The organism is Ottowia sp. (assembly GCF_047975795.1).
Classification (GTDB): Bacteria; Pseudomonadota; Gammaproteobacteria; order Burkholderiales; family Burkholderiaceae_C; genus Ottowia.
The window spans coordinates 38,472-64,715 of the sequence record NZ_JBKEEE010000088.1 but is presented as its reverse complement, the minus strand read 5'-3'; the positions used below and the strand labels follow the sequence as shown (position 1 = coordinate 64,715).

Sequence of the window (26,244 nt, the reverse complement as noted above, 5' to 3'; positions counted from 1 at the left end):
AAAAAGACCCGCCGAAGCGGGTCTCTGATGCAGGCCATCGAGGGCAGGTGTTTACTGAAAAAGATCTTTATTGAAGAAGCACTTCCACACGCCGCGCCTGCGCGCCTTGTCCGGCCTGGATGTCGGCAGGCTTTTGCAGCTCGATCGCTTCTTCGGCCACGCCCAGTGCGATGAGCACGCCCTGCACGGCGGCGGCGCGCTGTTTGGCGATTTCTTCGTTTTGCGCGGCGTTGCCGCTTGAGTCGACATAGCCGCTGATGATGGCGCGCTGGCCGTTTTGCACCCCGGCCACCACGTCCGCCAGGGCTTGTTCAGCGCCAGATGCCACGTCGGTCTTGCCAGAGGCGAAGTAAAAGATCACCTTGTCGCCGTCGCGGCCAATGCCTGCCACGTCGTCGCTGAGGGTGGGCGCAGTGGTTTCAGCAACGGCTTCAACGGCGGCAGGGGCATGCGTTGCTGCGCTTGCCTCAGCGTTTGGATCGCCGCCGTGCACAGTCACCACCAGCGGCACGATCAGCAGCGCCACGATGTTGATGATCTTGATGAGCGGGTTGACGGCCGGGCCTGCGGTGTCTTTGTACGGGTCGCCCACGGTGTCGCCGGTGACGGCGGCCTTGTGCGCTTCACTGCCTTTGCCGCCGTGGTTGCCGTCCTCGATGTATTTCTTGGCGTTGTCCCACGCGCCGCCACCAGTGCACATCGAGATGGCCACGAACAGGCCAGTGACGATGGTGCCCATCAGCAAGCCGCCCAGCGCTTTCGGCCCCAGCACCAGGCCCACCAGAATAGGCACGGCCACCGGCAGCAGGCTGGGGATCATCATTTCCTTGATGGCGGCGCTGGTGAGCAGGTCGACCGCGCGGCCATATTCTGGCTTGCCTGAGCCGTCCATGATGCCTTTGATGTCGCGGAACTGGCGGCGCACTTCTTCCACCACGCTGCCTGCGGCGCGGCCCACGGCCTCCATCGCCATGGCACCGAACAGGTAGGGAATCAGCCCGCCGATGAACAGGCCGACGATGACCATCGGGTCGCTCAAGTCAAAGCGCACGCTTTGGCCAAAGCTGTCCAGCTTGTGCGTGTAGTCGGCAAACAGCACCAGTGCGGCCAGCCCGGCCGAGCCGATGGCGTAGCCCTTGGTCACGGCCTTGGTGGTGTTGCCCACGGCGTCCAGCGGGTCGGTGATGTCGCGCACGCTGGAAGGCAGCTCGCTCATTTCGGCAATGCCGCCGGCGTTGTCGGTGATGGGGCCGTAGGCGTCCAGCGCGACGATGATGCCCGCCATGCTCAGCATCGACATGGCGGCCACGGCCACGCCGTACAGCCCGGCCAGCGCAAAGGCAGCGACGATGGCGATACACACAAAAATCACTGGCCAGGCGGTGGACTTCATACTGACGCCAATGCCCGCAATGATGTTGGTGGCGTGGCCGGTGGTGCTGGCTTGCGCCACGTGTTGCACGGGGCGGTACTGGGTGCCGGTGTAGTACTCGGTGACCCACACCAGCGCCGCCGTGAGCACTAAGCCCACCACGCAGGAACCAAACAGGCGCATCACCGAGCCGTCAGCACCCAGCGCATTGTCGGGAATGATCCAGGCGGTGACACCATAAAACGCCACCAGCGACAACACACCCGCAATCGCCAGACCCTTGTACAGCGCAGGCATCACGTTTTTCATGCCAGGTGAGGCTTTGACGAAGAAGGTGCCGATGATCGAGGCGATGATCGACACGCCGCCCAGCGCCAGCGGGTACATCACCGCCTGCATCTGGCCACCGGTGACCATCAGTGCACCCAGCATCATGGTGGCGATCAGCGTGACGGCGTAAGTCTCGAACAAATCGGCCGCCATGCCCGCGCAGTCGCCCACGTTATCGCCCACGTTGTCGGCGATCACGGCGGGGTTGCGTGGATCGTCTTCGGGAATGCCTGCTTCTACCTTGCCCACCAGATCGGCTCCGACGTCGGCACCCTTGGTGAAGATGCCGCCGCCCAGACGGGCGAAGATCGAAATCAGCGACGAACCAAAGGCAAAGCCGATCAGCGGATTCAGCAGCGTGGCCAGTGGCACGTTGGTGCTGGTTTGGCCCAGCAAAAACCAGGTGAACGCCGCCACGCCCAGCAGCCCCAGCCCCACCACCAGCATGCCGGTGATGGCCCCGCCGCGAAAGGCCACATCCAGCGCCGGGCCGATGCCCTTGGTGGCCGCCTGCGCGGTGCGCACGTTGGCGCGCACCGACACGTTCATGCCGATAAAGCCGCACGCACCAGAGAGCACGGCACCCACCACAAAGCCAACGGCGGTGCTCCAGTCAAGCGCAATGCCGATCAGCACCGCCAGCACCACGCCCACGATGGCAATGGTTTTGTATTGACGGGCCAGGTAGGCCGCTGCGCCGGTTTGGATGGCGGCCGAAATTTCCTGCATGCGGGCGTTGCCCGCGTCCTGCGACAAAATCCAGCCCCGGGCCCAAAACCCGTAGGCCACGGCCACCAGGCCGCACACAAGCGCAAATATCAGCGCTGAATTGCCAGTCATGCGAATCTCCTTCCTCTCAATGAAAAAAACACACTGATTGCGTGGGAGCGCCGCAGGCGGCTGGTTGGCAAATTGCAACGCAGCGCCGCTCGCCCTGCGTTGCTTCCTCACTAACCTTGTGACAACGTGGGTCGCGATTGGCCAACCCACACAATGTAACGCCAAAACTCAAGGGCACCGTCGCTGGTCAAACCGCCGCAAGTAAAATCACTGGCCACGCAGCGGGGCGAAACCCCTGTTTTTTGACCTTCATCAACCACGACCAGGAATTACTTGCCATGTCCCTCGATCACGTGCGCCCCGGCCCCAAGGCACCCGACGAAGTCAACGTCATCATTGAAATTCCCATGAACGCCGATCCGGTGAAATACGAGGTGGATAAAGAAACCCACGCCATCTTCGTGGATCGTTTTATGAGCACCTCGATGAACTATCCCACCAACTACGGCTATGTGCCGCAAACGCTGTCGGGCGATGGTGACCCGGTGGATGTGCTGGTGGTCACCCCGGTGCCGCTGATTCCAGGCGTGGTGGTCACCTGCCGCCCGATCGGTATTCTGAAGATGCAGGACGAGGCGGGCGATGACGCCAAGGTGCTGGCCGTGCCCACCAAGAAAATCCTGCCCCACTATGGCCGTTGGGAAAAGCCCGAAGACCTAAGCCCCGCACGCCTGAACGCCATCGCCCATTTCTTTGAGCATTACAAAGATCTGGAGCCGGGCAAGTGGGTCAAGATTCTGGGCTGGGAAGGTCCCGAATCGGCCCGCAAGGAAATTGCCGACGGCATGGCGGCTTACCAAAAAAGCCTGAAAGCCTGAGACCGCACATCAAGTCCGCTGCAGCGTTAACAGCTGAGCTTAATTCTGCGCTTTTTTGACCAATCCAGTCAGGCGCAGGCTGGCGCGCAGGCCCATCAGTTGTGGGCTTTTGGTCAGCACTAAATCGCCTTCATAGGCGTGCGCGATCTGGCGGGCAATGGCCAGCCCCAGGCCGTGGCCGCCTACCGATTCATCGAAGCGCAATCCGCGCTGGCCTGCGCGCTGCAACTGATCTGTGCTCATGCCAGGGCCGTCGTCGTCAATGTGAATGAGCATCGAGGCGTCCCTGTGTTCGACACTAACGGCGACGGTGGAAGCGGCCCACTTGCCCGCGTTGTCCAGCAGATTGCCCAGCGCTTCTTCCAGATCGGTGCGGTCGCCCCGCCAGCGCCAGGGGCTGTGGACGGGCAGATAAAGCTGCCAATCGAGTTCCTGTGCGGCGTGCAGTTTGCGCATGGCATGGGTCACCTCGTGCAGGCACTCGGCCACGTCGACCGTGCTGCTGACGGCGCGCACCTGGGCGGCGTCGCTCCAGGTGCGCGCCTGGTAGCGGTCGATGAGTTGCGCCATGGCCTCGGTCTGCTGCAAGACGTCGGCTGAAGGCAGCAGCTCTTGCTGACTGGCCGCTGCGGTGAGCAGGGCCAGGGGTTTTTTCAGTGCGTGATTCAGATCGGCCGCATGCGCCCGGGCGCGGCTGACCACCCGGGTGTTTTGTTGCAGCAACGCATGCAGCTCTTGCTGTAGTGGAGCCAAATCGGTGCCCACAGGCAGCGCCAGCATGTCGTGCAATGTTGGGGCTGCATCGCGTTGTGCGGCCACTGCCTGGGTGAAGCGGCGCAACGGCGACAGGCCGATGCGCAGTTGCACGATGAGCAAACCCGTCAGCAACGCCAGCAGCGCGGCAAGGCAGGCCAGCAAGATACGGTCAATGCGGTGCAGGCTGGCCAGCAGGGCTTGGGCTGGGCCAAAGACGGTCAGCATGACGGGTTGCATTTGTCCAGTCACATGGGTCTTGCGCTGCCAGCCCAAAAGCGACTCGCCCATGGGGCCGGTGGCCCGCACCAAACCCAGGTGTTGCTGGCCTGCAAACGGGCGCGCTTGGATGGGCGGCGCATCCCAAAGCGAGCGCGAGATGCCGCGCAAGTCTTGCGAATCTGACGGAATGGGCGCGGCCTTGCCCTTGGCTTGTGCCGCAGACTGCGCCGCTGCATGGCCTTGTTGATCCAGCAGCCCGTCGGCGGCAGAAGAGGGCAGGGCTTTGGTTTGCCAGTACCAGCCTGAATAGATGGTGCTGAACTCGTCCGCGCTGCCTGCGGCTTCGCTCAGGCCCAGGCCAGGCGTGGCGCGCAGGCGTGCGGCCACGCGCTGGTGCTTGTCTTGCAGTGTCTGCGCCATGCTGGCGTACAGGGCGGCGTGCATTTGCTGGCGCAAAAAACCAGCACCCACGCCCACCACCAAAACGGCAGGCACCAGGGCCAGCCAGACGATGCGCTGCGCAATCGTCCACGGGCGACGTCCGTTGGTGGGATGAATTTGGTTCTCCATTTTTGTCGCAGCGACAGGCACAGGCCATGCAAACGGGCAGTCAGCGCGGCTCGCTCATGTTCAGGCGAAAGCCCTGGCCGCGTTCGGTCACCAGCACCCCGGCGGTGCCAAGCTTGCGGCGGATGCGGCCGATGAGCACGTCGATGGTGTTCGAGTCAGGGTCCAGATCGCGGGCGTACACGTGTTCGCTGAGGGTGGTGCGCGTGATCAACTGGCCCGGGTGGTGCATGAAATACGCCAGAATTTTGTGCTCTTGCGCCGTCAACTGCAAGGTTTGGCCCTGCCACATGAAATGGCCTGTGCCCACGTCGTATTCCAGCGCGCCCGCGCGCAACAAGTTGGCACCGCTGCCTGAGCTGCGCCGCAGCATGGCGCGCAGACGCAGCAGCACCTCCTCCATCATGAAGGGCTTGGTCAGGTAGTCGTCGGCACCGGCGTTGAAACCGGCCACCTTGTCGCTCCAGCGGTTGCGCGCCGTCAGCACCAGCACCGGCCAGTGATGCCCGGCCTCACGCCAGTCGCGCAGCACCGACAGGCCGTCTTTGTGCGGCAGGCCCAAGTCCAGCACGGCGGCATCGTAGGCTTCTTCGCAACCTGCGAAAGCAGCGGCTTCGCCGTCGTGTTCGACATCGGCCACGAAGCCTGCCGTGCGCAGAGCTTGGGCGATCTGGGCCGCCAGTGCGGTGTCGTCTTCGACCACCAGAATGCGCATTCAGTCCTCCACCCGGCGACGCAACACGGCACCGCTTTGGGCGTCCACATGCAGCTCCAGCGTGCTGCCGCCTTCCTGCGCCAGCTCGATTTCGTAATAAATGCCTTGACGCACGTCCTGCTCCAGTTCTATTTCAAGCACCGGCAGTTTGCCAAACTGTGGGGCCAGTATGCGCAGCATGTCGGGCGCGGACGTGACGGCATGGGTCGACAGGCTGCCGGGCTGGCCGAGCAGGGCACCGGTGGCCGTGTCCATGAGCACTTTTTGCGTGGTGGCGCTGCGCTGCGCCAGCTTGATCTTGTAATGGGCCTTGCCGTGGCTGATTTCAAATTCAGCATCAATCACGCGGCTGCCCAGTTGCTGCTCGACGCGCTTGAGATAATCGGCCAGCCTGGCCATGGGCAGCGCGCGGTCATGCTGCTCGGCCTCTTGCGCGATGACCTGGCCCGTGGCGGCGTCCACCAGCAGTTCTTGCCGATGGCCTTGCGGATCGGCGATCGTGATCTCGTAACGCAGCGCGCCCTGCGGGCCGCGCTTGGTTTCGACGTCGAGTACGCGGCCGGGATGGCGCTTGGACAGTTCGGTGACGATCTGGGTCAGCGGCTTGTATTGCCCTTGGCTGACCGCATGGCGCACCTGATCCTGTTCGTCGGCCCATGCTTTTGAGGCGGCCTGGATCATGAACGCCACGATCAATGCCGCCGCACACAGGCGAGGCAACGCAAGATTTGACAGGCGTGGGTGAGGCAGGCGCAGCTTCATGCACATGGATTGTGAAGAAATGTTTTTAAACCCAGCATGAACGGCGCTTTCACAGTTTGTTCAGACGGTGTTTTTCATACTCGTGGACATGTTCTTTTTCTTCAACCATGTTCACAAGGAGTTTGACATGACATCCGCACGCACCGCTTTGACCACAACCGCCGCTGCACTGATGCTGGCGCTGGCCCCCGCCGCCTGGGCGCTGAACGCGCAACAAGCGGTCGAAACCATTCAGGGCCAAAGCTATGCAGCGCCGTACAGCCTGGAAAAGCAATACGGTTACTGGACGGCCAAGGCCACCTCAGCCGATGGCCAGCGCGCGCACGTGCTGGTGGGCGATGCCGACGGCAGCTTCACCGCCATCCGCAAGGCTGACCTAGGCACAGCGCTGCCCGGTGCCACGCAAGTGGCCGAGCGGCTGCGCGGGCTGGGCTATGCCGTCATCAACGATCTGGATTTTGACGACGGCTTTTGGGAAGCCGAGGTGCGGCAAAACCGCAACAGCGAGAAAGTTGAAGTGGTGCTGCACCCGGTCAACCTGTCGGTGCTGAGCCAAACTGGACAAGCCGGTAGCGAACAGGCGCTGCCCGCATCGGAGATCGTGCGTCTGTTGCAGGTGGCGGGTTACACGCGCATTCACGACGTCGAATTTGACGATGGCCGCTGGGAAGCCGAGGCCACCAACCCCGCAGGTCAGCGCGTTGACCTTTACATCAACGCCACCACCGGTGCGGTCGAGCGCGAGAAGCTCGACGACTGAGGCGCGCGATCAAAGCACGTGACCAAGGTGCCCGGCGGAGGCTCCCGGCTGTGAAGCGCCCGTTACCGGCGGCAGCGCCTCACGTGGTGCCTGCGGGCTGCGCCAAGGCGTTCAGGCGCGTGCAAGGCCCCGCCTTGGGGCGTTCAAGCTCAGTGGCATGGCTGGCCAGTTGCGCAGCGTCCAGGTGCACCACGCCTTGCTCGACTTTGACGTTGAAATGGGGCGTGCACCCTTCATCCGGCGCGCGTGCACGCCCATCGGCCAAGCCGATGGCCCAGTTGTGCATGGGGCAGGCCACGTGTTGGCCGAACACGATGCCCTGACTGAGCACGCCGGCTTTGTGCGGACAGCGGTCGAGCAGGGCGAACACCTCGTCCTGGCTGGTGCGAAACAGGGCCACGTCCAGCCCGCGTGCGCGTGACACGCGGCGCGCGCCCAGCACCGGGATATCGTCGATGCGGCAGATGGCTTTCCAGTCGGTGGCGTTGGTGATGGTGGTTGTTTCGGTCATTTGCTATTTCCTTGATAGCTGCTTGTGCTTGATGGATAAGCGCAGTGGCCTGAAAACGCTTATAAAAATGGCATCACCTGGCCAAGGCGTGCTCGACCACGGGGTCGGCGCGCACCACGGCCACAGGCTTGAACTGGCGGGCATCAACGCGCGCCTTGCCCAGCTCGAACCACGGGTCGGGTTCGCCATCCAGCGCGTGCTGCAGGCGTGTCCACAAGGCGCGGCGGCCTTCAGCGTCGTCGAGGATTTTTTGCTTCACGTGGTCCAGCCCCACGCGCTGGATGTAGTGCACGGTGCGCTCCAGGTACCAGCCTTCTTCGCGGTACAACTGCAAAAAAGCGCCTGAATATTCCAGCACTTCAGCGGCGGTCTTGAGCTTGACCAGAAACTGCGCCACCTCGGTCTTGATGCCGCCGTTGCCGCCGACGTAAATTTCCCAGCCCGAGTCGACGCCGATCACGCCCACGTCCTTGATGCCGCTTTCGGCACAGTTGCGCGGGCAGCCGCTGACGGCCAGCTTGACCTTGTGCGGTGCCACCATGCGCCACAGCGCGCGCTCCAGGTCTTTGCCCATCTGGGTGGAGTCTTGCGTGCCCATGCGGCACCACTCGCTGCCCACGCAGGTTTTGACGGTGCGCAGCGCCTTGGCATAGGCGTGGCCGCAGGGCATTCCCAGGTCTTGCCACACGTCAAGCAGGTCTTCTTTCTTGACGCCCAGCAGGTCAATGCGCTGCCCGCCTGTGACCTTGACGGTAGGGATTTGGTACTTGTCCACCACGTCGGCGATGCGGCGCAGTTCGCTGGCGTTGGTCTCGCCTCCCCACATGCGCGGCACCACGCTGTACGTGCCGTCTTTCTGGATGTTGGCGTGGCTGCGTTCGTTGATGAAGCGGCTTTGCGGATCGTCCTGCGCCTGTTTGGGCCAGGTCGACAGCAGGTAGTAGTTCAGCGCGGGGCGGCAGCTCGGACAGCCGTCCGGTGTTTTCCACTCCATGAAGCGCATCACCGCCGACACACTCAGCAAATGGTGCTGCGAAATAGCGTCGCGCACCGCCTGATGGCCGTGGTCGGTGCAGGCGCACAGGGGCTTGGTTTTGGGGCTGGCCGAATAGTCGCCCCCGGCGGTGAACATCAAGAGCTGCTCGACCAGACCGGTGCACGAGCCGCAAGATGCGCTGGCCTTGGTGTGCTGGCGCACTTCCTCCAGCGTGAACAGGCCCTTGTCCTTGATGGCCTTGCAGATCGCACCCTTGGTGACGCCGTTGCAGCCACACACTTCGTCGCTGTCGGCCATGGCTGCGGCCTTGTTGTGGCCTTCATGGCCGGCATCGCCAATGTTGGATTCGCCGAACATCAGCCGCTCGCGCAAGTCGGCCACGCTGCGGCCTTCGCGCAGCAGTTTGAAGTACCAGCTGCCATCCACCGTGTCGCCGTACAGACAGGCACCGACCAGTTTGTCGCCCTTGATGACGAGTTTTTTGTAAACCCCGGCAGAAGGGTCGGACAGCACGATGTCTTCGGTGCCCGCGCCGCCCTGAAAGTTGCCCGCAGAGAACAAGTCAATCCCGGTGACCTTGAGCTTGGTGGAGGTGAGCGACCCCTGGTAGCGCCCGATGCCGAATTCCGCCAGGTGGTTGGCCGCCACTTTGCCTTGTTCAAACAGCGGTGCCACCAGCCCGTAGGCAATGCCGCGGTGCGCGGCGCATTCGCCGACGGCGTAGATGCGACCATCGGTGACGGTTTGCATGGTGTCGCTGACGACGATGCCGCGCTCGACGTGCAGGCGCATCTTTTCTGCCAGCGCCGTGTTGGGGCGGATGCCCACGGCCATCACCACCAGATCGGCAGCCACTTCGCTGCCGTCCTTGAACTTCACGGCGGCCACGCGACCATCGCTGCCCGCTGTCAGCGCTTGCGTTTGTGCGCCGATCAAAAACTGCATGCCGCGCGCTTGCAGCGACTGTTGCAGCATCTGCCCGGCGGTGGCGTCCAACTGCCGCTCCATCAGCGTTGGCGCCACATGCACCACGGTCACCTGCATGCCGCGCTTGATCAGGCCGTTGGCCGCCTCCAGCCCCAGCAAGCCACCGCCGATGACCACGGCATGCTTGTATTGAGCAGCGGCGTCAATCATGGCTTGGGTATCGGCAATGTCGCGGTAGGCCAGCACGCCCGGCAAGTCGCGCCCTGGCACCGGCAGGATGAAAGGGTGGGAGCCGGTGGCCATCAATAAACGGTCGTATTCGGCGCTGACAGGCTCGCCCGCAGCATTCATTGCATGCACCGTGCGGCGTGCGCGGTTGACATCGGTGACGGTGCAGCCCGCATGCAGGGTGATGTGATGCTCGTCGTACCAGGCCCAGTCGTTCAAGATGATGTCGTCCAGGGTTTGTTCGCCCGCCAGCACGGGCGACAGCAAGATGCGGTTGTAGTTGGGGTGCGGCTCGGCACCAAAGACGGTGATGTCGTACAGATCAGGGGCGAGCTTGAGCAGCTCTTCCAGCGTGCGCACCCCGGCCATGCCGTTGCCGATCATGACGAGACGTGGTTTTTTCATGGTGGTGCCTTTTCGGTCAGGGAAGGAGTGATGGGAGCGGATACGTTGGCGCTGCGGTGCACTAAAGCCGCTGCCTGCGCCAGCACCAGCAGTGCCAGCACAGCGCTGAGGGCGCGCCAAAAGCGCAGCGGATGCCGCTCGATCAGAGGTGCGCGTGCGCGCCCCAGCGTGGCCGCGCTGGGTTGGTGCAGATCCTGTACAAAGGCCGACAGCGCTTCGTGGCGCTGGCGGGGATCAAGGTGCACGGCGCGTGCCAGCGCGGCGTCGATCCAGGCGGGGATGGCGCGGCGCGCGTCCAGCACGCTGTTGTAGGCCAGGTGCCGCCAATCGGCGCGGGTGCGCACCGCGCTGGCGTGCTGGCCATAACGCGGGCCATAAGGCAGGCGGCCACTGAGCATCTGGTAGGTGATGACGCCGAGCGAAAACAGGTCAGACTGCTCGCTGGCTGCTTCGCCCAAAAAACATTCGGGCGCGGTGTATTGGATGGTTCCCAGTACCGGCTCGCCAGCGTCGGACATGGCGCTGTCGACCAGCCCGGCCACGCGCACGCTGCCCAGGTCGATGATTTTCACGGTGCCTGCGTGGTCGATCATGATGTTGTCGGGACGCAGATCGCGGTGCACCATCTCCAGCCGGTGCAAGGCTTGCAGGCCGCGCGCAATCTGCACCACGATGCCGCGCACGGTGGCCAGGTCGGGAGCAGGCTGGTCGCGCAGCCACTGGGCCAGGGTGATGCCGTCCACAGGCTCCAGCGCCACGTACAGATGGCTGGGCGGGCGGGCGCGGCGATGGGCTTGCAGCACGTGGGGACTGTGCACGCGGCGGATGGCCCAGGCTTCCATCATGAGGCGGTTCAGTGCGGCTTCGTCCTGGGCCATGTCGGTGCTGGGTGTTTTCAGCACCACGGCTTGCTGGCTGTCCAGGCAGGTGGCCAGATAGACACGGCTGCGGTGGCTGATGTGCAGCGCGCGTTCGATGCGGTAGCCGTCGAACACTTCGCGTGCGGCCAGCAACGGTGGCAGCGGCAGGTGGGCGCGGCGTTGCAGGGCTTCGGGCAGGTCGGCCTCGGGCAAATGCATCACGCGCAGCACCTGTGCGGTGACGTTGTCCTGGCTGCCGCGGGCCAACGCCTCGTGCACCAGCGCGTGGGCGGCGGCGTCTGGATCGCCCTGGTGGGCCTGAACCAGATGGCGCATCACGCCCAGCGGCACGTGTTCGTGCACGCCGTCGCACACCATCAGAAACCAGTCATCGGCTTGCAACGGAACGTGGCGGTAATCCAGCTCGAGGTGAGGCTGAAAGCCCAGTGCGCGGCTCAGATAACTGTGGCCTGCGCCTGCCGACACACGGTGGTCTTCGGTCAGTGGCTCCAGCGTGTCGCCGCGCAGCCGCAGAATGCGCACGTCACCGGCGTGGAACAGGTGGGCGGTGCAGCCTTTGAGCACCAGCACGGCCAGCGCGCAGACGTAGCCGCGGTTGGCGTCGTGGCGGTGCGCGCTGCGTTGGGTTTGGGCGTGCAGCCAGGCGTTGGTGGCCACCAGCACCCGCTGCATGGCGCGTTTGACACTCCAGGCGTCAGGCGTGGCGTAATAGTCTTGCAGCACCGCGCGCACGGCGGTCTGGCTGGCTTCATGGCTGACTGGGCTGCTGCCAATGCCATCGGCCAGGGCCAGGACGATGCCCTTGCTTTGCCGCGCAGCCGATGGCGGCAGGCAGGCCCCGTGAAAGTCCTGGTTTTGCGGCTTGCGGCCTGCTTCTGAGTGCTGCCCAAGCGCCACAGTCAGCGCCTGCGCTGCTGCTGCGCGCTGGCCGGGGACATGGCCGCTTGCCTCCGGCGGGGCATGCGCCACGGCTGTGGCGGCGAAGCGCAAAGCGGCTGAAGTCATGGGGCGGACAAGCGGGCGGGCTGATCAGTGCGTTATCAGTGCGTTATGAGTGCGTGGTGCGTCGATCAAACCGGTGCGCGCTTGGGCGCGGTGCGCACGTGGGTGGAATACAGCGTCAGCCCCACAAACGTCAGTCCGCCCACCAGATTGCCGATGACGGTGGGGATTTCGTTCCACAGCAGGTAATCCATGAAGGTGAACTGGCCGCCCAGCATCAGGCCCGAGGGGAACAAAAACATGTTCACCACCGAATGCTCAAAGCCCATGTAGAAGAACACCATGATGGGCATCCACATGCCAATCACCTTGCCCGAAACCGAGGTGGACATCATGGCCGCCACCACGCCGGTGGACACCATCCAGTTGCACATCACGCCGCGGATGAACAGCGTCAGCATGCCCGCTGCGCCATGCGCTTCGTAGCCGACGGTGCGGCCTTCGCCAATCTGTCCGATCTTCTGGCCCACGAGATTGGGCGCTTCGCTGAAGCCGTAGGTGAAGATGATGGCCATGAACAGGGCCACCGTCAGCGCACCGGCAAAGTTGCCCATGAACACCAAGCCCCAGTTGCGCAGCACGCCGCCCCAGGTGCAGCCGGGGCGCTTGTCCAGCACGGCCAGCGGGGCCAGCGTGAACACGCCAGTCAGCAAGTCAAAACCCAGCAGGTAGAGCATGCAAAAACCCACGGGGAACAGGATGGCCCCAATCAGCGGGTTGCCGGTTTGTGCCGTGACGGTGACGGCAAAGGCCGCTGCCAGCGCCAGAATGGCACCGGCCATGTAGGCGCGGATGACGGTATCGCGCGTGGACATGAAGATCTTCGACTCACCCGCGTCGATCATCTTGGTGACGAACTCGGTGGGGACAAGGTAGGACATGGTGGACTCCTGATGAGAAGGCGTGCAGCGAACTGGCGGGGCATCCCCATCCACCGGGCATGGACGGGTCTGAACGGGTTGAAGCACAAGGCGTGCCAAGGGTGTGGGCCTGGTTGGCGCGGGTGGTGTCATGGCGCTTGGCGTGCCACTGTGTCCAATGCACGCATTGATGCACGCATTGATGTACGCACCAGTGCGGTGCAAAACGCGGCCGCCCTGCCAGTGCCGTGCGTGCTGGTCAAATTCCGTGCACGCCCGTGCACACCATTTGTGCGTTGCAGCACGAATCAGCAGTCTGGGTGACCGGGTTGCGGCGATGGCTGCAACGCGCAGGGATAATCCCCGCCACTGCCCTTGTTTGTTGACCGCTGATTCATGCCTGCCGCCCCATCTGCACCCACGTCTGGCCGCTCCGTGCTGGCCGCTGCCGTGGTGGCCGAGGCGGTTCAGCGGCTGGAATCGCAAGCGCCGCTGGACGACGCGGCTGAGCTGCGCCGGGCTTTTCACACCCATCCCACGCGCGCGGCCCAGTTGGCCGAACGCAGTTGGCTGCTGGGCGAGCGCCTGGGTTTGCCGCAGGCGCTGGCGCGCTGGCGTGCGGGCGCAGTCTGGGTACTGCTGGCGCTGGCGCTGCTGATAGCGCTGCTGGCCTTGGGCAGCGCGCGTGCGGTGGTGGGGCCAGACCGCAGCATCAACGCCGTGGCGGCGTTTGTTGGCCTGCTGGGTTTGCATTTTTTGACGCTGGCGGTGTGGCTGCTGGGCGGGGTGTGGGGTGTGCTTGATCGCACTGCTCGCATGCGCGGCTTGTCGCTGGGGCGGCTGGTGCTGGGGTTGGCCGCGCGGTGGCCGGTCGATCGTGGTCCGCATGCGGTGCTGTTGCTGCGTTCAGCCACGGCGGTGTTGCAGCGTGCGCGGTTGTGGTGGTGGCTGACCGGCGCGCTCAGCCACGGCATCTGGACGCTGGCCTTTGCGCTGGTGCTGGCGGCGCTGGCGTTTGGCTTTGCCTTTCATGCCTATGTGCTGAATTGGGAAAGCACCATCCTCAGCGCCACGTTTTTTCAGCGCTTTGTGCACATCACCGGCGCGTTGCCCGCATTGCTGGGTTTTCCAGTGCCCGATGCCGCTTCGGTGGCACAGGGCGGGGCCATCAGCGCCATGCCATTTGATGGCGTTAACCAAGACATGGGTCAAAGCGCCTGGGCCTGGTGGCTGATGGGCTGCGTGCTGGTGTGGGGCCTGTTGCCGCGCGCGCTGCTGGCCGCGTTAAGTGGGGCGCGCTGGCGCATGGGGGTGCAGCGGCTGGCGCGTGTTGATTTGACCGACCCCTACATGCACCGCCATCTGGCGCGCCTGGACGCACTGGAGCCGCCGCCGCAGGTGATCGACCCCGAGGGCATGGTGGATGCTGCCGCCGTGCCGTCGCGCCCAGCGACTGTGCCCGGTGCACCCGGTGCGGCGGGGTCATGGGCCGTGATCGGCTTTGAGTTGCCGCCCGAAAGCGCCTGGCCGCCGCCCGGCCTGGATGTGGGGGCCGCCAGCCTGTGCCAGCGCATCGCGGGCAGTAGCGCCGAGCGTGAGGGCGTGTTGAGTGCACTGGCTGCGGCCCGGCCTGAATCGCTGCTGCTGGTGGTCAACGCCACCACCAGCCCTGACCGCGGCACGGCCCGCTTTTTGCGCGAGGCTGCGCGCCCGGCGCAGCGCACCGCCTTGTGGTCGCTGTGCACAGGCCCGGTGGATGAGCATGGCGTGCAGCGTTGGCAGGATTGGCTGAATTCAGAAGGTTTTCAGGCGCTAACGCTTGCCCATCAAGCGCAAGAAGCTATGAACTGGATAGCGAGAAAGGCGGAGCGCCATGACTGAACCACTGCGCATCGCCATCGTCGGCCACACCAACGCGGGCAAGACTTCGCTGCTGCGAACACTGACGCGGCGGGTCGATTTTGGTGACGTGTCTGACCGCCCCGGCACCACGCGGCATTCTGAAGCGGTGGATTTACGGCTGGATGGCCGTGTGGCGGTGCGCTTTGTCGACACACCGGGCCTGGAAGATTCGGTGGCGCTGCTGCAATACCTGAGCACGCTGCAAGCCGATTCCCGGCCCGCGCGGGTGCGCCTGTTTTTGCAAGGCCCTGAGGCGCGCGCCAGCTTCGAGCAAGAAGCCAAGGTGCTGCGCGCCTTGCTGGAGCAGGCCGACGCCGCCATGCTGGTGATCGACACGCGCGAGCCGGTGTTGCCTAAATTTCGCGCCGAAATCGAAGCGCTGACCTGGTGCGCCAAGCCCATCATGCCGGTGCTGAACTTCGTGCGCGATGCAGTCAGCCGCCGCGATGACTGGCACCAGGCGCTGCTGGAAAGCAACCTGCACGCGCGGGTGGAGTTTGATGTGGTGGCCCCCTTCAACGGCTCAGAACGCCAGTTGTATGCCGACCTGGCCACGCTGCTGCCCGCCCGCCGCCAGCAACTGTCTGACATCGTGGATGCGCTGGCGCTGCAAGCGCAAGAGCGTCGTTTGGCCGCCTGTCGCGCCGTGGCGTCGGCGTTGATCGATGTGGCCGCCATGCGGCGGGCGCTGCCTGCGGATGAATTTGCCGACGAGCTGAAACAAAAAGCCTTTGTGCGTGCTTTTCAGGACGACGTGCGGCGTCACGCCCGCCGCGCGGTGGACGACCTGCTGTCCGTGTACGCCTTCCGCCCAGATGACGCTGAGCTGGCCGCCATTCCCGAGTTGACAGGCCGCTGGGAAGACGATTTGTTCAACCCCGAGCTGCTGCTGGAAGCGGGCAAGCGCCTGGGCCTGGGCGCGATGATTGGCGCAGGCATTGGTGCGGTGGCCGACGTGGCGCTGGCGGGCCTGTCGCTGGGTGCGGCCGCCACGCTGGGGGCCACCATCGGCGGGGCGGCTTCGGGCGGCTGGCGACCGCTGTGGCGCAAGCTGGAAAACCGCCTGAACGGCGTGCAGGAGCTGACCGCCGAAGCCCCGCTGCTGGTGCTGCTGGGCGAGCATTTGCTGGCGCTGGTCCGCGCGCTGGATCAGCGCGGCCATGCGGCGCAGGGCAGAGTGCAACTGGGGACGCACCTGACGGACGAGGCCACCACTGATGGCGACTTGCGCCGTCTGGTGGATGGGCTGGATTCGGCGCGTGGCCATCCAGAGTGGGAGCGTGGGCAGCCCGGTGGCAGCGCCCGGGACGATGATCGCCAGCGGTTGGAAACCGAGTTGGCCCGCGCGCTGAGTGCGCTGAACGTGTACTTTGGTTCAGCATGAAATCACCCGACGCGGCGCTGGCCGTAGGCCATGTGCGACACCCCCAGTGGCAAACGCCCGCAAAGATCGGGGTTTGAATGTGACAAGGCTTGACAAGTGAAACCAGAACGGCAGACTCAAAACCTAACGTCTTGTCAAATCAAAGAAAATAAGCGCTATGAAGCCATCAACCGTTTTTAAATCAGCCGCCTTGACCTTCGCCATGCTGACCGCCGCTGCCGCCCAGGCATCGTGCTACACCGTGGTTGGCCCCAAAGGGCAGGTGCTGTCTGAAAGCCCCAATCCGCCGGTCGATCTGTCTTATCAGTTGCATCAGACCATTACCTACAAATACGGCCCTGGCGCACGCTTGATTTTTGGCATTGACGATCCTGATTGCGGCGACTGGATCGACATCTACACCGAGCTTGAAAACCGCAATTACGCTGCCAAGGCAGGCGGCAAACAATCCCGCCGCCGGGCGCGCCGCGACCGCGAATAAGCGCCGCGCTGCTTTAACTGGCCAGCGCTGCCTTGACGGCAGCCGACACTTGGCCCATTTCGGCCTTGCCAGCCAGCCGGGTTTTTACAGCCCCCATCACCTTGCCCATGTCACCAGGGCCAGCCGTCCGGCCAAGTTCTGCTTCCAGTTCGGCCACGATGGCCTTGACCTCGGCGGCAATTTCATCTGCCGACAGGCGTGCGGGCAGATAGGTTTGCAGCACGGCCATTTCGGCCTGCTCTTTGTCGACCAGATCTTGTCTGTCCGCCTTGGCAAACGCCTCGATGCTGTCTTTGCGCTGCTTGATCAGCTTGTCCAGGATGGTGACGATGGCCGCGTCGTCCAGGGTCACGCGTTCATCCACCTCTTTTTGTTTCATGGCCGCTTGCAGCAGGCGGATGGTGCCCAAGCGTGCCATGTCTTTGGCACGCATGGCGGTTTTCATGTCTTCGGTGATCTGGTCTTTCAGGCTCATCTTTGAAATCCTTGGCAGGAAAGAAAAAAGCCCGCTGAGCGTCCCCGGCGAGCTTTGGTATGAAGTGCGCTGACGGTTAAGTGGTCAGTACAGCTTCTTGGGCAATTGCTGGCTGCGCACGCGCTTGTAATGGCGTTTGACGGCAGCGGCTTTTTTGCGCTTGCGCTCGGTGGTGGGTTTTTCGTAAAACTCGCGGGCGCGCAGCTCGGTCAGCAGGCCCAGTTTTTCAATGGTGCGCTTGAAGCGGCGCAGGGCCACGTCGAACGGCTCGTTTTCTTTGACACGGATGGTCGTCATTCAATTTCCAGTCATTGCGGCCAGCGGGTGATGCTGTGGTCGGGGTAGATCAAATCCCGGCTGTCAGCTTGGATAAGGTGAATCACCATGCGCCGCTAGTCATGCCCCGCACATTAACTAGTATTGGCCAGCGGGGCTTTTGCCAGCAAAGCCCGCAATTATAAGACGTTTGATCCGACGCGCAATGTCAAGTGCGCAATGTCCGAGAGCGCTCTGCCAGCGCCTGGGCGCAGGCGGCGGCGCTGGCCCAGGCCCACTGAAAGTTGTAGCCGCCCAGCCAGCCGGTGACATCGATCACCTCGCCAATGAAGTACAGCCCAGGCTGCGCCAGCGCCTCCATGGTTTGGGACGACAGGCCGCGTGTGTCCACGCCACCCACGGTGACTTCGGCTTTTTTATAGCCTTCGGTGCCGGTGGGTGTGAGCTGCCAGCGTTGCAGCGCTTCGGCCAGCTTGCTCAAAGCCTTGTCAGAGGCTTCGTTGATGGGGCGTTGCCAGGTGCTGTCCAGGCCCGCCCAGGCGTTGGCCAGGCGGGCGGGCAGCCAGGTGGCCAGTTCATTGGCGATCAGCTTGCGCGAGCGTGCTTTGGCCGCTTGCAACTCGGTGTGCACATCGACGCCGGGTATCAGGTTGATGGCAATGGACGTGCCCGGCTGCCAATAGCTGGAAATTTGCAGCACCGCCGGGCCGGACAGGCCGCGGTGGGTGAACAGCAGGTCTTCGTGAAACTGCATGCGGTTTTTTTTGTCGCCGGTGCTGATTTCCACCGGCAGCGCCAGACCAGCCAATTGGGCATAAGGTGCCCAGGCCGTCACGTCAAACGTCAGTGGCACGAGGCCGGGGTGGGTATCGGTGACTTTCAGGCCAAACTGCCGCGCCAGACGCAACCCCCAGTCGCTGGCACCGATTTTGGGAATCGACAGCCCGCCCGTGGCAACCACCAGGGCAGGGGCTTGAATGACCCCTTGATCACTATAAATTACATAGCTTCTAGCGCCTTGTGGGCTGGTATTTAGCGCTGATTGATCTTGAAATTTGACCCGCTGCACTCGGCATGGTTGCCAGCGCTCGACCAAGCCGCCGTGGGTGGGGGCTGCGGCGCATTCGGCCAGCAGCATGTTGATCAATTGCTCGGCCGAGTCGTCGCAAAACAATTGGCCTTTGTGTTTTTCATACCAGGCAATGCCGTGGCGGTTGAGCAGCGCCACGAAGTCACTGGGTGTAAAGCCCGCCAGCGCCGAGCGGCAGAATTTTGGGTTGCTGCTCAGGTAATGCCGCTGTGGCGCGGCGGGGTCGAGATCACGATTGGTGAAGTTGGCGCGCCCACCGCCCGAGATGCGCACTTTTTCGGCCACGCGTCCGGCATGGTCGATCAGCAGCACCCGCAAGCCGCGCTGACCCGCTTGCGCGGCGCAAAACAGACCCGCCGCACCCGCGCCGATGATGACGGCATCAAAGCTTTGCATGGGATGGGCAGTGTAGTGGGGGCGATGCGGTGCCTGTCTTGGACAGCGGGCAGTTGGTTTTGACGCGCAGTGTTTGATGTGTTTAGCGCTTGTTTGGCGCTTTGATCAGGCAGTGGCCATGTTGGTGGCAGCCGTCTCTTGCCGTAGCGCTGCACGCACTCCCTGCACCACATCGCCCACCACCATGATGGCGGGGCTGCCCAGTTGCTGCTCATGCAGGCTGTCCAGCAGTTCGCCCAAAGTGGTGATGCACTGGCGCTGCTGGGACTGGGTGGCGCGCTCGACCACGGCCACCGGGGTGTGGGCGGGCAGGGTGATCAGCAGCCCGGCCTGGATCAGCGGGGCGCTGCTGATGCCCATGTAAATCACCAGTGTCAGGTGCAGATCGCGCGCTGATTCGCCCAGGCGCACCCAGTCAAGGCCGGGGCCATTTTTTTGCGGATGGCCGGTGACGAACACCACGCCCTGGGCATAGTCGCGATGGGTCAGCGGTGCGCCTAAGCTGGTCAACCCGGCCAGCCCGGCGGTGATGCCGTTGATGACCTGCGGCTCGATGCCCGCTGCGCGCAGGCTTTCCACTTCTTCGCCGCCGCGACCAAAAATGAACGGATCGCCGCCTTTCAGGCGCACCACGTTCTCACCCGCGCGCACGGCTTGCAGCATCAGGCGTTCAATCTCAGGCTGCGGCGTGCTTTTGCAGCCACCGCGCTTGCCCACGTAGGTGATGCGTGCTTTTGGGCTGGCGTGGGCCAGCACGCCTTCGCTGACCAAGTCGTCCACCAAGATCACGCTGGCAGCGGCGATGGCGCGGGCGGCTTTGAGGGTGAGCAAATCCGGATCACCCGGGCCAGCGCCCACCAGGGTGATTTGTCCGCAGCAGGTGGCAGATGACGTGCGCATTGGGGACGTGCTCATTGGGCCAGCGCCATTAAGGAAGAGGTGTCGCCCTCGGCCTCGATCAGCTTGCAGGCGCGCAGGATGTGTTCGGCTTGCAGCAGCAGCGAATCGGGGACGGGCAATTCACCGGCCAGCACGGCTTGGATGTAGCGTGCAGTGGCCTCAGCGCCAATCTGCCCAGGCAGATGAGGCAGGGTGGTCAGCGGGCCGGATTGGGCGGGCTGCACCAACTCGACCTGGCCGTGCAAGAACAAGTCCATGCGCGGCGTGCGGCGGGGGTCGGCCACGGGTTCGCCTTCGGTGCCGCGCAGCAGCAGTGCGCGCGCGCCGGTGCGCTGGAAGGTGGCGGTCATGGATTCGAGGTATTCGGGGTGCGTGTAGCTGCCGATCACCAGCGCCGGGCCGTCCACCGGGTTCATCAGCTTGACCAGGCTGTGCGCCGTGTTGCGCACGCCAAGGGTGCAGCGCACCGCCAGCAGGCGTTGCAGGCCGGGGTGCAGCGCTTCGGTGGGCACAAAGTGCAATTGGCCGTTGGCAATTGGGCTGTTGGCAATGGGTTCATCGGCGCAGTGCACAGGCAGACCCAGTTGCGCCAGCACTTGCTGCGAGGTGGTGCGCCCGTCTTCGGTGGGGCTGCCGTGGATCAGCACGGGCAGGCCCTTGCGCGCCAGCATCAGGCCCAGCAGCGGTGTCAGCACTGGCAGTTTGCGCGCGCCGTTGTAGCTGGGCAGCACCACGACGGGGCGGTCGCTGCGCGGCAGCAGATGCAGGCGGACGTGCAGAGCGTCCAGAAAGCCCGCCAGCTCGTCCGGCGTTTCGCCCTTGACGCGCATGGCGATGCAAAAGGCACCGATTTCCAGGTCGGTGCAGGCCCCGTCCAGCACCTGGCCCAGCAAGTCCGCAGCCTGCGCGCGGCTCAGGTGGCGCGCACCGGCCGAGCCTCGGGCAATGTCTTTCAAATACGCGCTGATAGCCATGAATCGATTGTGGTCAAAAGCTGGTCAAAACGAAATTGACTGGCGTCAAGAACGAAGCCTTTCAAGGCTATGCAAACTGCATGCCTGCATGATGATCATCTAATATCCCAGGCTTTGTAGCAGCCGGGAAATTTGCCCCGGTTGCGGCAGCACCGGTCCGGCAAAGCGCACCGCGCCATCGCGCCCGCCAATCACCAGGGTGGGAAAGGTTTCCACGTCAACATCGCCCAGCGTATCGGCTTCGTCCTCCACGTCCACCCAGCGCAGCGCGGCGTGGGGCAGCGTGGCGGCGATTTGTTCAAAACCTGGTTGAAAGTCGCGGCAGGTGCCACACCAGTCGGCGCACAGGCACAGCACCGCCACCTCAGCTTGCGGCTGCTGTGCCAGCGCGTCAGCGATCAGGCTGCGCCATGGCGGCGATGAAGCAAACGGAAGATCGGGTGGGGGCATTGTGAAATGATGTAACAGTAACACCCGTGGCGAGGGCTGCCGAGACAAGGTGCCTGATTGTCACTCTTGCTGGCTGGAAGCGGCTGGGATACCAAGAGACTTGAAGTTTTACTGTTTCACCGGAGAATTTGCCAGGCAGGCGAATGGGCGGGTTTGTCAGTCTGGCGGCCAAAGTGGTCAAAACACTACAATACAGGGCATTCCCACGTCATGAACCCCACGGTTGAATTGCGCATGAGTCGTCCCAAAAAGCCTGCTGCGAGCGGCAAGACCGCTGCTCATCAAGATCGCTCCTCAGACAGCGCGGCGCGGGTCATCAAAAAATATCCCAACCGCCGTCTGTACGACACTGAAAGCTCAGCCTACGTGACGCTGGCGCAGGTGCGGCAACTGGTGATGGAGCACACCCCGTTTGTGGTGCGCGATGCCAAAAGTGGCGAAGATTTGACGCGCAGTATCTTGCTGCAAATCATTTTGGAAGAAGAGGCGGGGGGCCAGCCGATGTTCACGGAAAGCGTGCTGGCCAACATCATCCGTTTTTATGGCCATGCCATGCAGGGCTTCATGGGTTCGTATCTGGAAAAAAACGTCCAAGCGTTCATGGAAATCCAGGCCAAGATGGCCGAGCAATCGCGCGGGCTGTCGCCTGAGTTGTGGACGCAGTTCATGCGCATGCAGTCGCCATTGATGCAAGGCATGATGGGCAATTATCTGGAGCAGAACAAAAACCTGTTCTTGCAAATGCAAGAGCAAATGACCAAGCAGACCGAGCAGGTCTGGGGCGCGCTGGGCATCAAGCGCAACAAGCCTTAAACAGCCCTGCGCGGCACGCTTTTCGCAGTTATCAGCCGCCACGCACCGTCTTTGGGCGGCACAGTTTGCGATCACACACCACACTTTTTATGGAAGAAAATCTCGCCCCCGTGGCAGAACAGCCCCCGCGCATCGGCATGGTCTCGCTCGGCTGCCCCAAGGCGCTGACCGATTCGGAGCTGATCCTCACGCAACTGTCCGCCGAGGGCTACCAGACCAGCAAGACGTTCGAGGGTGCGGATCTGGTCATCGTCAACACCTGCGGCTTTATTGACGAGGCCGTCAAGGAAAGTCTGGACACCATTGGCGAAGCGCTGTCGGCCAATGGCAAAGTCATCGTGACTGGCTGCCTTGGTGCGAAAACAATAGCTAAAGACAAAGATAAATCAGGCGATAGCAACCAAAGTGAGCCTGACAACATGGTCAAGCATCTGCACCCGTCGGTGCTGGCCGTGACCGGGCCGCACGCCACGCAGGAAGTGATGGACGCGGTACACCAGCATTTGCCCAAACCGCATGACCCGTTTCTGGACCTGGTGCCGGGCGCGTTTGGCGAAGCCGGCCTGAAACTCACGCCACGGCACTACGCCTATCTGAAGATCAGCGAGGGCTGCAACCACCGCTGCACTTTTTGCATCATCCCGTCAATGCGCGGTGACCTGGTCAGCCGCCCGGTGGGCGACGTGCTGAAAGAAGCACGCGCGCTGTTCGAAGGTGGGGTGAAAGAGCTTTTGGTGATCAGCCAGGACACTTCGGCCTATGGCGTGGACGTGAAATACCGCATGGGTTTTTGGGACGGCCGCCCAGTCAAGACCCGCCTGCTTGATCTGGTGCAGCAACTGGCCGCGCTGGCTGAGCCGCACGGTGCCTGGGTGCGCCTGCATTACGTCTATCCGTACCCCCATGTGGACGAGATCATCCCGCTGATGGCCTCGGGCCAAGTGCTGCCGTATCTGGACGTGCCGTTTCAGCACAGCCACCCCGACGTGCTGCGCCACATGAAGCGTCCGGCCAGTGGTGAAAAGAACCTGGAGCGCATTGCGCGCTGGCGCGAGATGTGCCCCGAGTTGGTGATTCGCTCCACCTTCATCGCGGGTTTTCCGGGTGAGACGGAAGAACAGTTTGAGCACCTGCTGGAATTTCTGCGTGAAGCGCAGATTGACCGTGCGGGCTGCTTTGCTTATTCGCCCGTGGAAGGGGCTGCTGCCAATGGCTTGCCCGGCATGCTGGCTCCTGAACTGCGCGAAGAGCGCCGCGCGCGTTTCATGGCTGTGGCGGAAGAAGTCTCTACGGCCAAGCTGCGCCAACGAGTGGGGGCCACCATGCAGGTGCTGGTCGACTCTGCCCCGGCGCAGGGCCGACGCGGTGGCGTCGCCCGCAGCTATGCCGATGCCCCCGAGATCGATGGTACTGTCCACCTGCTGCCGCCCGAAAAAATCAGCAAGCGGCTGACAGTGGGTGAATTTACCCGCGCACGCATTGTCGGCACGCAAGGGCACGACCTCGTGGCGGTGCCGATCTGATGCTAATCAGAACCAACCAATGCGCAGCAACTCATGCCTTAGCCCAACCTGGGCGCAAGCAATAAAAAAAACCACCCGAAGGTGGCTTTGCAAAATGGAAAGTCCGTTGATGTTGGACTTTCGCAGAATATAGTTGGTGCCCAAGAGAGGACTCGAACCTCCACGCCTCTCGGCGCTAGTACCTGAAACTAGTGCGTCTACCAATTCCGCCACCTGGGCATCTCAGGAAAGACAAGGATTCTATATCAAAAAATCAGACTTTTCCGGCAAGTTGCCGGACGAAATTGAAGGTACGGTGCAAGGCCATCGTGACGGTCACGGTTTTGTGATTCGCGACGACGGTGAAGCCGACATTTATTTGCCGCCCAACGAAATGCGTGCCGTGCTGCATCGTGACCGGGTCAAGGTGCGCGTGGTGCGCCAGGACCGGCGCGGCCGTCCAGAAGGGCGCGTGCTGGAAATCGTTGAACGTCCGTCGCATCCCATCATCGGACGCCTGCTCAATGAAGGCGGTGTCTGGCTGGTGGCCCCCGAAGACAAGCGCTACGGTCAGGATGTGCTGGTTCCTAAAGCCGCCATCGGCGTTGCCAAGCCGGGCCAGGTGGTGGTGGTCGAGCTGACCGAGCTGCCGGCGCTCTATGGCCAGCCGGTGGGCCGCGTGAAGGAGGTGTTGGGCGAGATCGACGATCCTGGTATGGAAATTGAGATCGCGGTGCGCAAGTACGGCGTGCCGCATGAATTTTCCGAGGCTGCCATCGGCGAGGCGCGTGCGCTGCCCGATGCGGTGCGGCCGGACGACTTGAAGGGCCGCATCGACCTGCGCGACGTGCCTATGGTCACCATCGACGGCGAAGACGCGCGCGACTTTGACGATGCGGTGTACTGCGAGCCGACCGTGGTCAGTGGTCGCGGCAAAAAGCCCAACGGCTGGCGCCTGCTGGTGGCGATTGCCGACGTCAGCCACTACGTGCAGACCGGCAGCCCGATTGACGTGGATGCGGTTGACCGTGCCACCAGCGTGTACTTTCCGCGCCGCGTGATCCCCATGCTGCCGGAGAAGCTGAGCAACGGCCTGTGCTCTTTGAACCCCGATGTGGATCGCCTCTGCATGGTGTGCGACATGCTGGTGTCGGCCAAGGGCGAGGTGGTGGCCTACCAGTTCTATCCGGCGGTGATGCACAGCCACGCCCGCTTCACGTACACCGAGGTGGCGGCGATATTGGCCAACACGCGCGGGGCCGAGGCGGTGCGGCGCCAAGAGCGTGTGGCCGATCTGATCCACCTGCACGACGTCTACCGCGCGCTGCTGAAAAGCCGCAGCGTGCGCGGCGCGGTCGATTTCGACACCACCGAGACGCAAATCGTCTGCGACGAGTTTGGGCGCATCGAGAAGATCGTGCCGCGCACCCGCAACGACGCGCACCGCCTGATCGAAGAATGCATGCTGGCCGCCAACGTGTGCAGTGCCGACTTTTTGCAGCAGGGCAAGCAGCCCGGGCTGTACCGCGTGCACGAAGGCCCCACGCCCGAAAAGCAAGACACGCTGCGCGCCTACCTCAAGGCGCTGGGGCTGGGTCTGAGCATCAGCGAAACGCCCGAGCCGGCTGAGTTTCAGCGCATCGCCGAGGCCACGAAAGACCGCCCGGATGCCGAGCAGATCCACATGATGCTGCTGCGCTCCATGAGCCAGGCCATCTACACCCCCATCAACAGCGGTCACTTTGGCCTGGCCTACGACGCCTACACGCACTTCACCAGTCCGATCCGGCGTTACCCCGATCTGCTGGTGCACCGTGTCATCAAGGCCATTTTGCAAAAGCGCAGATACCAGTTGCCCGCGCTGCCCACGCCCGGCGAGGCGCACGAAAAGCTCAAAACCAGACTGCACAAGAACAGCGCTGCACGTGGGCGAAGCCCTGATTTGCCCACCGCCCGCCGCCCGCCCGAGATGCAGGCATGGGAAGCCGCTGGTCTGCATTGCAGCGCCAACGAACGCCGTGCCGACGAGGCCAGCCGCGATGTCGAGGCCTGGCTCAAGTGCAAGTACATGAAAGAGCACCTGGGCGAGGAATATGCGGGCACTGTGAGCGCGGCCACCAGCTTCGGCCTGTTCGTCACCCTGGACGAACTGCACGTCGAAGGTTTGGTGCACATCACCGAACTGGGCGGAGAATATTTTCGCTTTGACGAGGTGCGGCAAGAGTTGCGCGGCGAGCGCACCGGTATCCGATACGCCATCGGCACCCGGGTTCAGGTGCAGGTCAGCCGGGTTGATCTGGATGGGCGCAAGATCGACTTTCGGCTGGTTGGCGATGAAAGTTTGCAGGTATTGCGCAGCAAAGGCATTGCTGCGGCAAGCAGCGATCCATCGCGTCGGCGCAAATCCAAGGCGAGCACAAGCCCTGTGCAAGCAGGCACCAGCACGCGCTTGACGACATCATCAACACGATCACGCGCAAAGACAGGGCACGACGAGTCACGCAAATCAGACGCCAAACCTGACACCAAACCTGACGCCAGAGTCGAAACGAAAGGACGCGTGAGCAAGTCCAAAAAATCCCGTCGGAAATAACTAGGCATTCGCAGTGTGTGCAAAGCGCCAAGGCATGAAAAAGGCCGACACTCGTCGG

Annotated in this window: 22 protein-coding genes and 1 tRNA gene; 8 read left to right on the top strand and 15 right to left on the bottom strand. The window is 63.3% G+C overall.

The window, feature by feature from the left end; all coding sequences use genetic code 11:
• Positions 1 to 67: 67 nt before the first annotated feature.
• A complete protein-coding gene (locus ACK5NW_RS13720) occupies positions 68 to 2,542 on the bottom strand; it encodes a sodium-translocating pyrophosphatase (protein ID WP_416928994.1) in 2,475 nt (824 codons plus the stop codon).
• 278 nt (positions 2,543 to 2,820) lie between these two features.
• On the opposite strand from ACK5NW_RS13720, the gene ppa reads away from it, so the two are divergent.
• Positions 2,821 to 3,360: an inorganic diphosphatase gene (gene ppa / locus ACK5NW_RS13715; protein WP_416928992.1), complete on the top strand. Its 540-nt coding sequence runs from the start codon at positions 2,821 to 2,823 to the stop codon at positions 3,358 to 3,360.
• Between the two features lie 39 nt (positions 3,361 to 3,399).
• Here ppa and ACK5NW_RS13710 read toward each other — a convergent pair whose 3' ends face one another.
• From ACK5NW_RS13710 to ACK5NW_RS13700, 3 genes are read right to left on the bottom strand one after another with little or no spacing between them, the layout of a single operon-like run.
• Positions 3,400 to 4,905, bottom strand: coding sequence for a sensor histidine kinase (locus tag ACK5NW_RS13710; RefSeq protein WP_416928990.1), 1,506 nt, complete (start codon positions 4,903 to 4,905; stop codon positions 3,400 to 3,402).
• A 40-nt stretch (positions 4,906 to 4,945) separates the two neighbouring features.
• Entirely contained in the window at positions 4,946 to 5,617 is a 672-nt protein-coding gene (locus ACK5NW_RS13705; protein ID WP_416928988.1) for a response regulator transcription factor, read from the bottom strand.
• Complete coding sequence (locus ACK5NW_RS13700; protein ID WP_416928986.1) at positions 5,618 to 6,385, bottom strand: PepSY domain-containing protein; 768 nt, start codon at positions 6,383 to 6,385, stop codon at positions 5,618 to 5,620.
• 121 nt (positions 6,386 to 6,506) lie between these two features.
• On the opposite strand from ACK5NW_RS13700, the gene ACK5NW_RS13695 reads away from it, so the two are divergent.
• On the top strand, positions 6,507 to 7,139 hold the full coding sequence (locus tag ACK5NW_RS13695; protein WP_416928984.1) for a PepSY domain-containing protein: 633 nt from the start codon (positions 6,507 to 6,509) through the stop codon (positions 7,137 to 7,139).
• Between the two features lie 79 nt (positions 7,140 to 7,218).
• Here the strand turns inward: ACK5NW_RS13695 and nirD are convergent, their stop codons facing one another.
• From nirD to ACK5NW_RS13675, 4 genes are all read right to left on the bottom strand, one after another.
• On the bottom strand, positions 7,219 to 7,650 hold the full coding sequence (nirD, locus tag ACK5NW_RS13690; RefSeq protein WP_416928983.1) for a nitrite reductase small subunit NirD: 432 nt from the start codon (positions 7,648 to 7,650) through the stop codon (positions 7,219 to 7,221).
• A 73-nt stretch (positions 7,651 to 7,723) separates the two neighbouring features.
• The gene (gene nirB, locus ACK5NW_RS13685) at positions 7,724 to 10,207 is read right to left on the bottom strand and encodes a nitrite reductase large subunit NirB (RefSeq protein ID WP_416928981.1); all 2,484 of its coding nucleotides are present in this window, start codon (positions 10,205 to 10,207) and stop codon (positions 7,724 to 7,726) included.
• Positions 10,204 to 12,093 (bottom strand): protein kinase domain-containing protein, encoded by a 1,890-nt coding sequence (locus tag ACK5NW_RS13680; protein WP_416928979.1) that lies wholly within the window; start codon positions 12,091 to 12,093, stop codon positions 10,204 to 10,206. Before ACK5NW_RS13680 ends, nirB begins: the two co-directional genes overlap by 4 nt.
• Positions 12,094 to 12,158: 65 nt before the next feature.
• Positions 12,159 to 12,971, bottom strand: a complete 813-nt coding sequence (locus tag ACK5NW_RS13675; RefSeq protein ID WP_416928977.1) for a formate/nitrite transporter family protein — start codon at positions 12,969 to 12,971, stop codon at positions 12,159 to 12,161.
• Positions 12,972 to 13,346: 375 nt separating this feature from the next.
• Here ACK5NW_RS13675 and ACK5NW_RS13670 point away from each other — a divergent pair, with 375 nt between their 5' ends.
• The 3 genes from ACK5NW_RS13670 (at position 13,347) to ACK5NW_RS13660 (ending at position 16,717) form a co-directional block, all read left to right on the top strand.
• On the top strand, positions 13,347 to 14,831 hold the full coding sequence (locus ACK5NW_RS13670; RefSeq protein ID WP_416928975.1) for a DUF2868 domain-containing protein: 1,485 nt from the start codon (positions 13,347 to 13,349) through the stop codon (positions 14,829 to 14,831).
• A complete protein-coding gene (locus tag ACK5NW_RS13665) occupies positions 14,824 to 16,236 on the top strand; it encodes a GTPase/DUF3482 domain-containing protein (protein ID WP_416928973.1) in 1,413 nt (470 codons plus the stop codon). Before ACK5NW_RS13670 ends, ACK5NW_RS13665 begins: the two co-directional genes overlap by 8 nt.
• Positions 16,237 to 16,393: 157 nt before the next feature.
• The gene (locus tag ACK5NW_RS13660; protein ID WP_416928971.1) at positions 16,394 to 16,717 is read left to right on the top strand and encodes a hypothetical protein; all 324 of its coding nucleotides are present in this window, start codon (positions 16,394 to 16,396) and stop codon (positions 16,715 to 16,717) included.
• Between the two features lie 13 nt (positions 16,718 to 16,730).
• Here ACK5NW_RS13660 and ACK5NW_RS13655 read toward each other — a convergent pair whose 3' ends face one another.
• The 6 genes from ACK5NW_RS13655 to ACK5NW_RS13630 form a co-directional block, all read right to left on the bottom strand.
• On the bottom strand, positions 16,731 to 17,192 hold the full coding sequence (locus ACK5NW_RS13655) for a GatB/YqeY domain-containing protein (RefSeq protein WP_416928969.1): 462 nt from the start codon (positions 17,190 to 17,192) through the stop codon (positions 16,731 to 16,733).
• Between the two features lie 84 nt (positions 17,193 to 17,276).
• A complete protein-coding gene (rpsU, locus tag ACK5NW_RS13650; protein WP_416928967.1) occupies positions 17,277 to 17,489 on the bottom strand; it encodes a 30S ribosomal protein S21 in 213 nt (70 codons plus the stop codon).
• Between the two features lie 187 nt (positions 17,490 to 17,676).
• On the bottom strand, positions 17,677 to 18,954 hold the full coding sequence (locus tag ACK5NW_RS13645) for an NAD(P)/FAD-dependent oxidoreductase (RefSeq protein WP_416928965.1): 1,278 nt from the start codon (positions 18,952 to 18,954) through the stop codon (positions 17,677 to 17,679).
• Positions 18,955 to 19,059: 105 nt separating this feature from the next.
• Positions 19,060 to 19,869, bottom strand: a complete 810-nt coding sequence (cobA, locus tag ACK5NW_RS13640) for a uroporphyrinogen-III C-methyltransferase (protein WP_416928962.1) — start codon at positions 19,867 to 19,869, stop codon at positions 19,060 to 19,062.
• Positions 19,866 to 20,828 carry a DNA-binding protein YbiB gene (gene ybiB / locus ACK5NW_RS13635; protein WP_416928960.1) on the bottom strand — a complete coding sequence of 321 codons (963 nt, stop codon included), beginning with the start codon at positions 20,826 to 20,828 and terminating at the stop codon, positions 19,866 to 19,868. Before ybiB ends, cobA begins: the two co-directional genes overlap by 4 nt.
• Before the next feature lie 99 nt (positions 20,829 to 20,927).
• Entirely contained in the window at positions 20,928 to 21,278 is a 351-nt protein-coding gene (locus tag ACK5NW_RS13630) for a thioredoxin family protein (RefSeq protein WP_416928958.1), read from the bottom strand.
• A 234-nt stretch (positions 21,279 to 21,512) separates the two neighbouring features.
• Here ACK5NW_RS13630 and phaR point away from each other — a divergent pair, with 234 nt between their 5' ends.
• Together phaR and rimO are read left to right on the top strand one after the other, a co-directional pair.
• Positions 21,513 to 22,091, top strand: coding sequence for a polyhydroxyalkanoate synthesis repressor PhaR (gene phaR, locus ACK5NW_RS13625; protein WP_416928956.1), 579 nt, complete (start codon positions 21,513 to 21,515; stop codon positions 22,089 to 22,091).
• Positions 22,092 to 22,180: 89 nt separating this feature from the next.
• A complete protein-coding gene (gene rimO, locus ACK5NW_RS13620; RefSeq protein WP_416928954.1) occupies positions 22,181 to 23,614 on the top strand; it encodes a 30S ribosomal protein S12 methylthiotransferase RimO in 1,434 nt (477 codons plus the stop codon).
• 134 nt (positions 23,615 to 23,748) lie between these two features.
• Here rimO and ACK5NW_RS13615 read toward each other — a convergent pair.
• Positions 23,749 to 23,833, bottom strand: a tRNA-Leu gene (locus ACK5NW_RS13615).
• Positions 23,834 to 23,885: 52 nt separating this feature from the next.
• On the opposite strand from ACK5NW_RS13615, the gene rnr reads away from it, so the two are divergent.
• Positions 23,886 to 26,186 (top strand): ribonuclease R, encoded by a 2,301-nt coding sequence (rnr, locus tag ACK5NW_RS13610; protein WP_416928952.1) that lies wholly within the window; start codon positions 23,886 to 23,888, stop codon positions 26,184 to 26,186.
• Positions 26,187 to 26,244: the final 58 nt, after the last annotated feature.

Bases quoted from the DNA above. Each gene is read 5' to 3' on its own strand.
- cobA (WP_416928962.1), bottom strand. From the start codon at position 19,869: ATGAGCACGTCCCCAATGCGCACGTCATCTGCCACCTGCTGCGGACAA.
- ACK5NW_RS13705 (WP_416928988.1), bottom strand. From the start codon at position 5,617: ATGCGCATTCTGGTGGTCGAAGACGACACCGCACTGGCGGCCCAGATC.
- ACK5NW_RS13670 (WP_416928975.1), top strand. From the start codon at position 13,347: ATGCCTGCCGCCCCATCTGCACCCACGTCTGGCCGCTCCGTGCTGGCC.
- ACK5NW_RS13700 (WP_416928986.1), bottom strand. From the start codon at position 6,385: ATGTGCATGAAGCTGCGCCTGCCTCACCCACGCCTGTCAAATCTTGCG.
- ACK5NW_RS13710 (WP_416928990.1), bottom strand. From the start codon at position 4,905: ATGGAGAACCAAATTCATCCCACCAACGGACGTCGCCCGTGGACGATT.
- ACK5NW_RS13660 (WP_416928971.1), top strand. From the start codon at position 16,394: ATGAAGCCATCAACCGTTTTTAAATCAGCCGCCTTGACCTTCGCCATG.
- ACK5NW_RS13720 (WP_416928994.1), bottom strand. From the start codon at position 2,542: ATGACTGGCAATTCAGCGCTGATATTTGCGCTTGTGTGCGGCCTGGTG.
- ybiB (WP_416928960.1), bottom strand. From the start codon at position 20,828: ATGGCTATCAGCGCGTATTTGAAAGACATTGCCCGAGGCTCGGCCGGT.
- ACK5NW_RS13680 (WP_416928979.1), bottom strand. From the start codon at position 12,093: ATGACTTCAGCCGCTTTGCGCTTCGCCGCCACAGCCGTGGCGCATGCC.
- nirD (WP_416928983.1), bottom strand. From the start codon at position 7,650: ATGACCGAAACAACCACCATCACCAACGCCACCGACTGGAAAGCCATC.
- ppa (WP_416928992.1), top strand. From the start codon at position 2,821: ATGTCCCTCGATCACGTGCGCCCCGGCCCCAAGGCACCCGACGAAGTC.
- ACK5NW_RS13645 (WP_416928965.1), bottom strand. From the start codon at position 18,954: ATGCAAAGCTTTGATGCCGTCATCATCGGCGCGGGTGCGGCGGGTCTG.
- ACK5NW_RS13655 (WP_416928969.1), bottom strand. From the start codon at position 17,192: ATGAGCCTGAAAGACCAGATCACCGAAGACATGAAAACCGCCATGCGT.
- nirB (WP_416928981.1), bottom strand. From the start codon at position 10,207: ATGAAAAAACCACGTCTCGTCATGATCGGCAACGGCATGGCCGGGGTG.
- ACK5NW_RS13665 (WP_416928973.1), top strand. From the start codon at position 14,824: ATGACTGAACCACTGCGCATCGCCATCGTCGGCCACACCAACGCGGGC.
- rpsU (WP_416928967.1), bottom strand. From the start codon at position 17,489: ATGACGACCATCCGTGTCAAAGAAAACGAGCCGTTCGACGTGGCCCTG.
- ACK5NW_RS13695 (WP_416928984.1), top strand. From the start codon at position 6,507: ATGACATCCGCACGCACCGCTTTGACCACAACCGCCGCTGCACTGATG.
- ACK5NW_RS13630 (WP_416928958.1), bottom strand. From the start codon at position 21,278: ATGCCCCCACCCGATCTTCCGTTTGCTTCATCGCCGCCATGGCGCAGC.
- phaR (WP_416928956.1), top strand. From the start codon at position 21,513: ATGAGTCGTCCCAAAAAGCCTGCTGCGAGCGGCAAGACCGCTGCTCAT.
- ACK5NW_RS13675 (WP_416928977.1), bottom strand. From the start codon at position 12,971: ATGTCCTACCTTGTCCCCACCGAGTTCGTCACCAAGATGATCGACGCG.
- rimO (WP_416928954.1), top strand. From the start codon at position 22,181: ATGGAAGAAAATCTCGCCCCCGTGGCAGAACAGCCCCCGCGCATCGGC.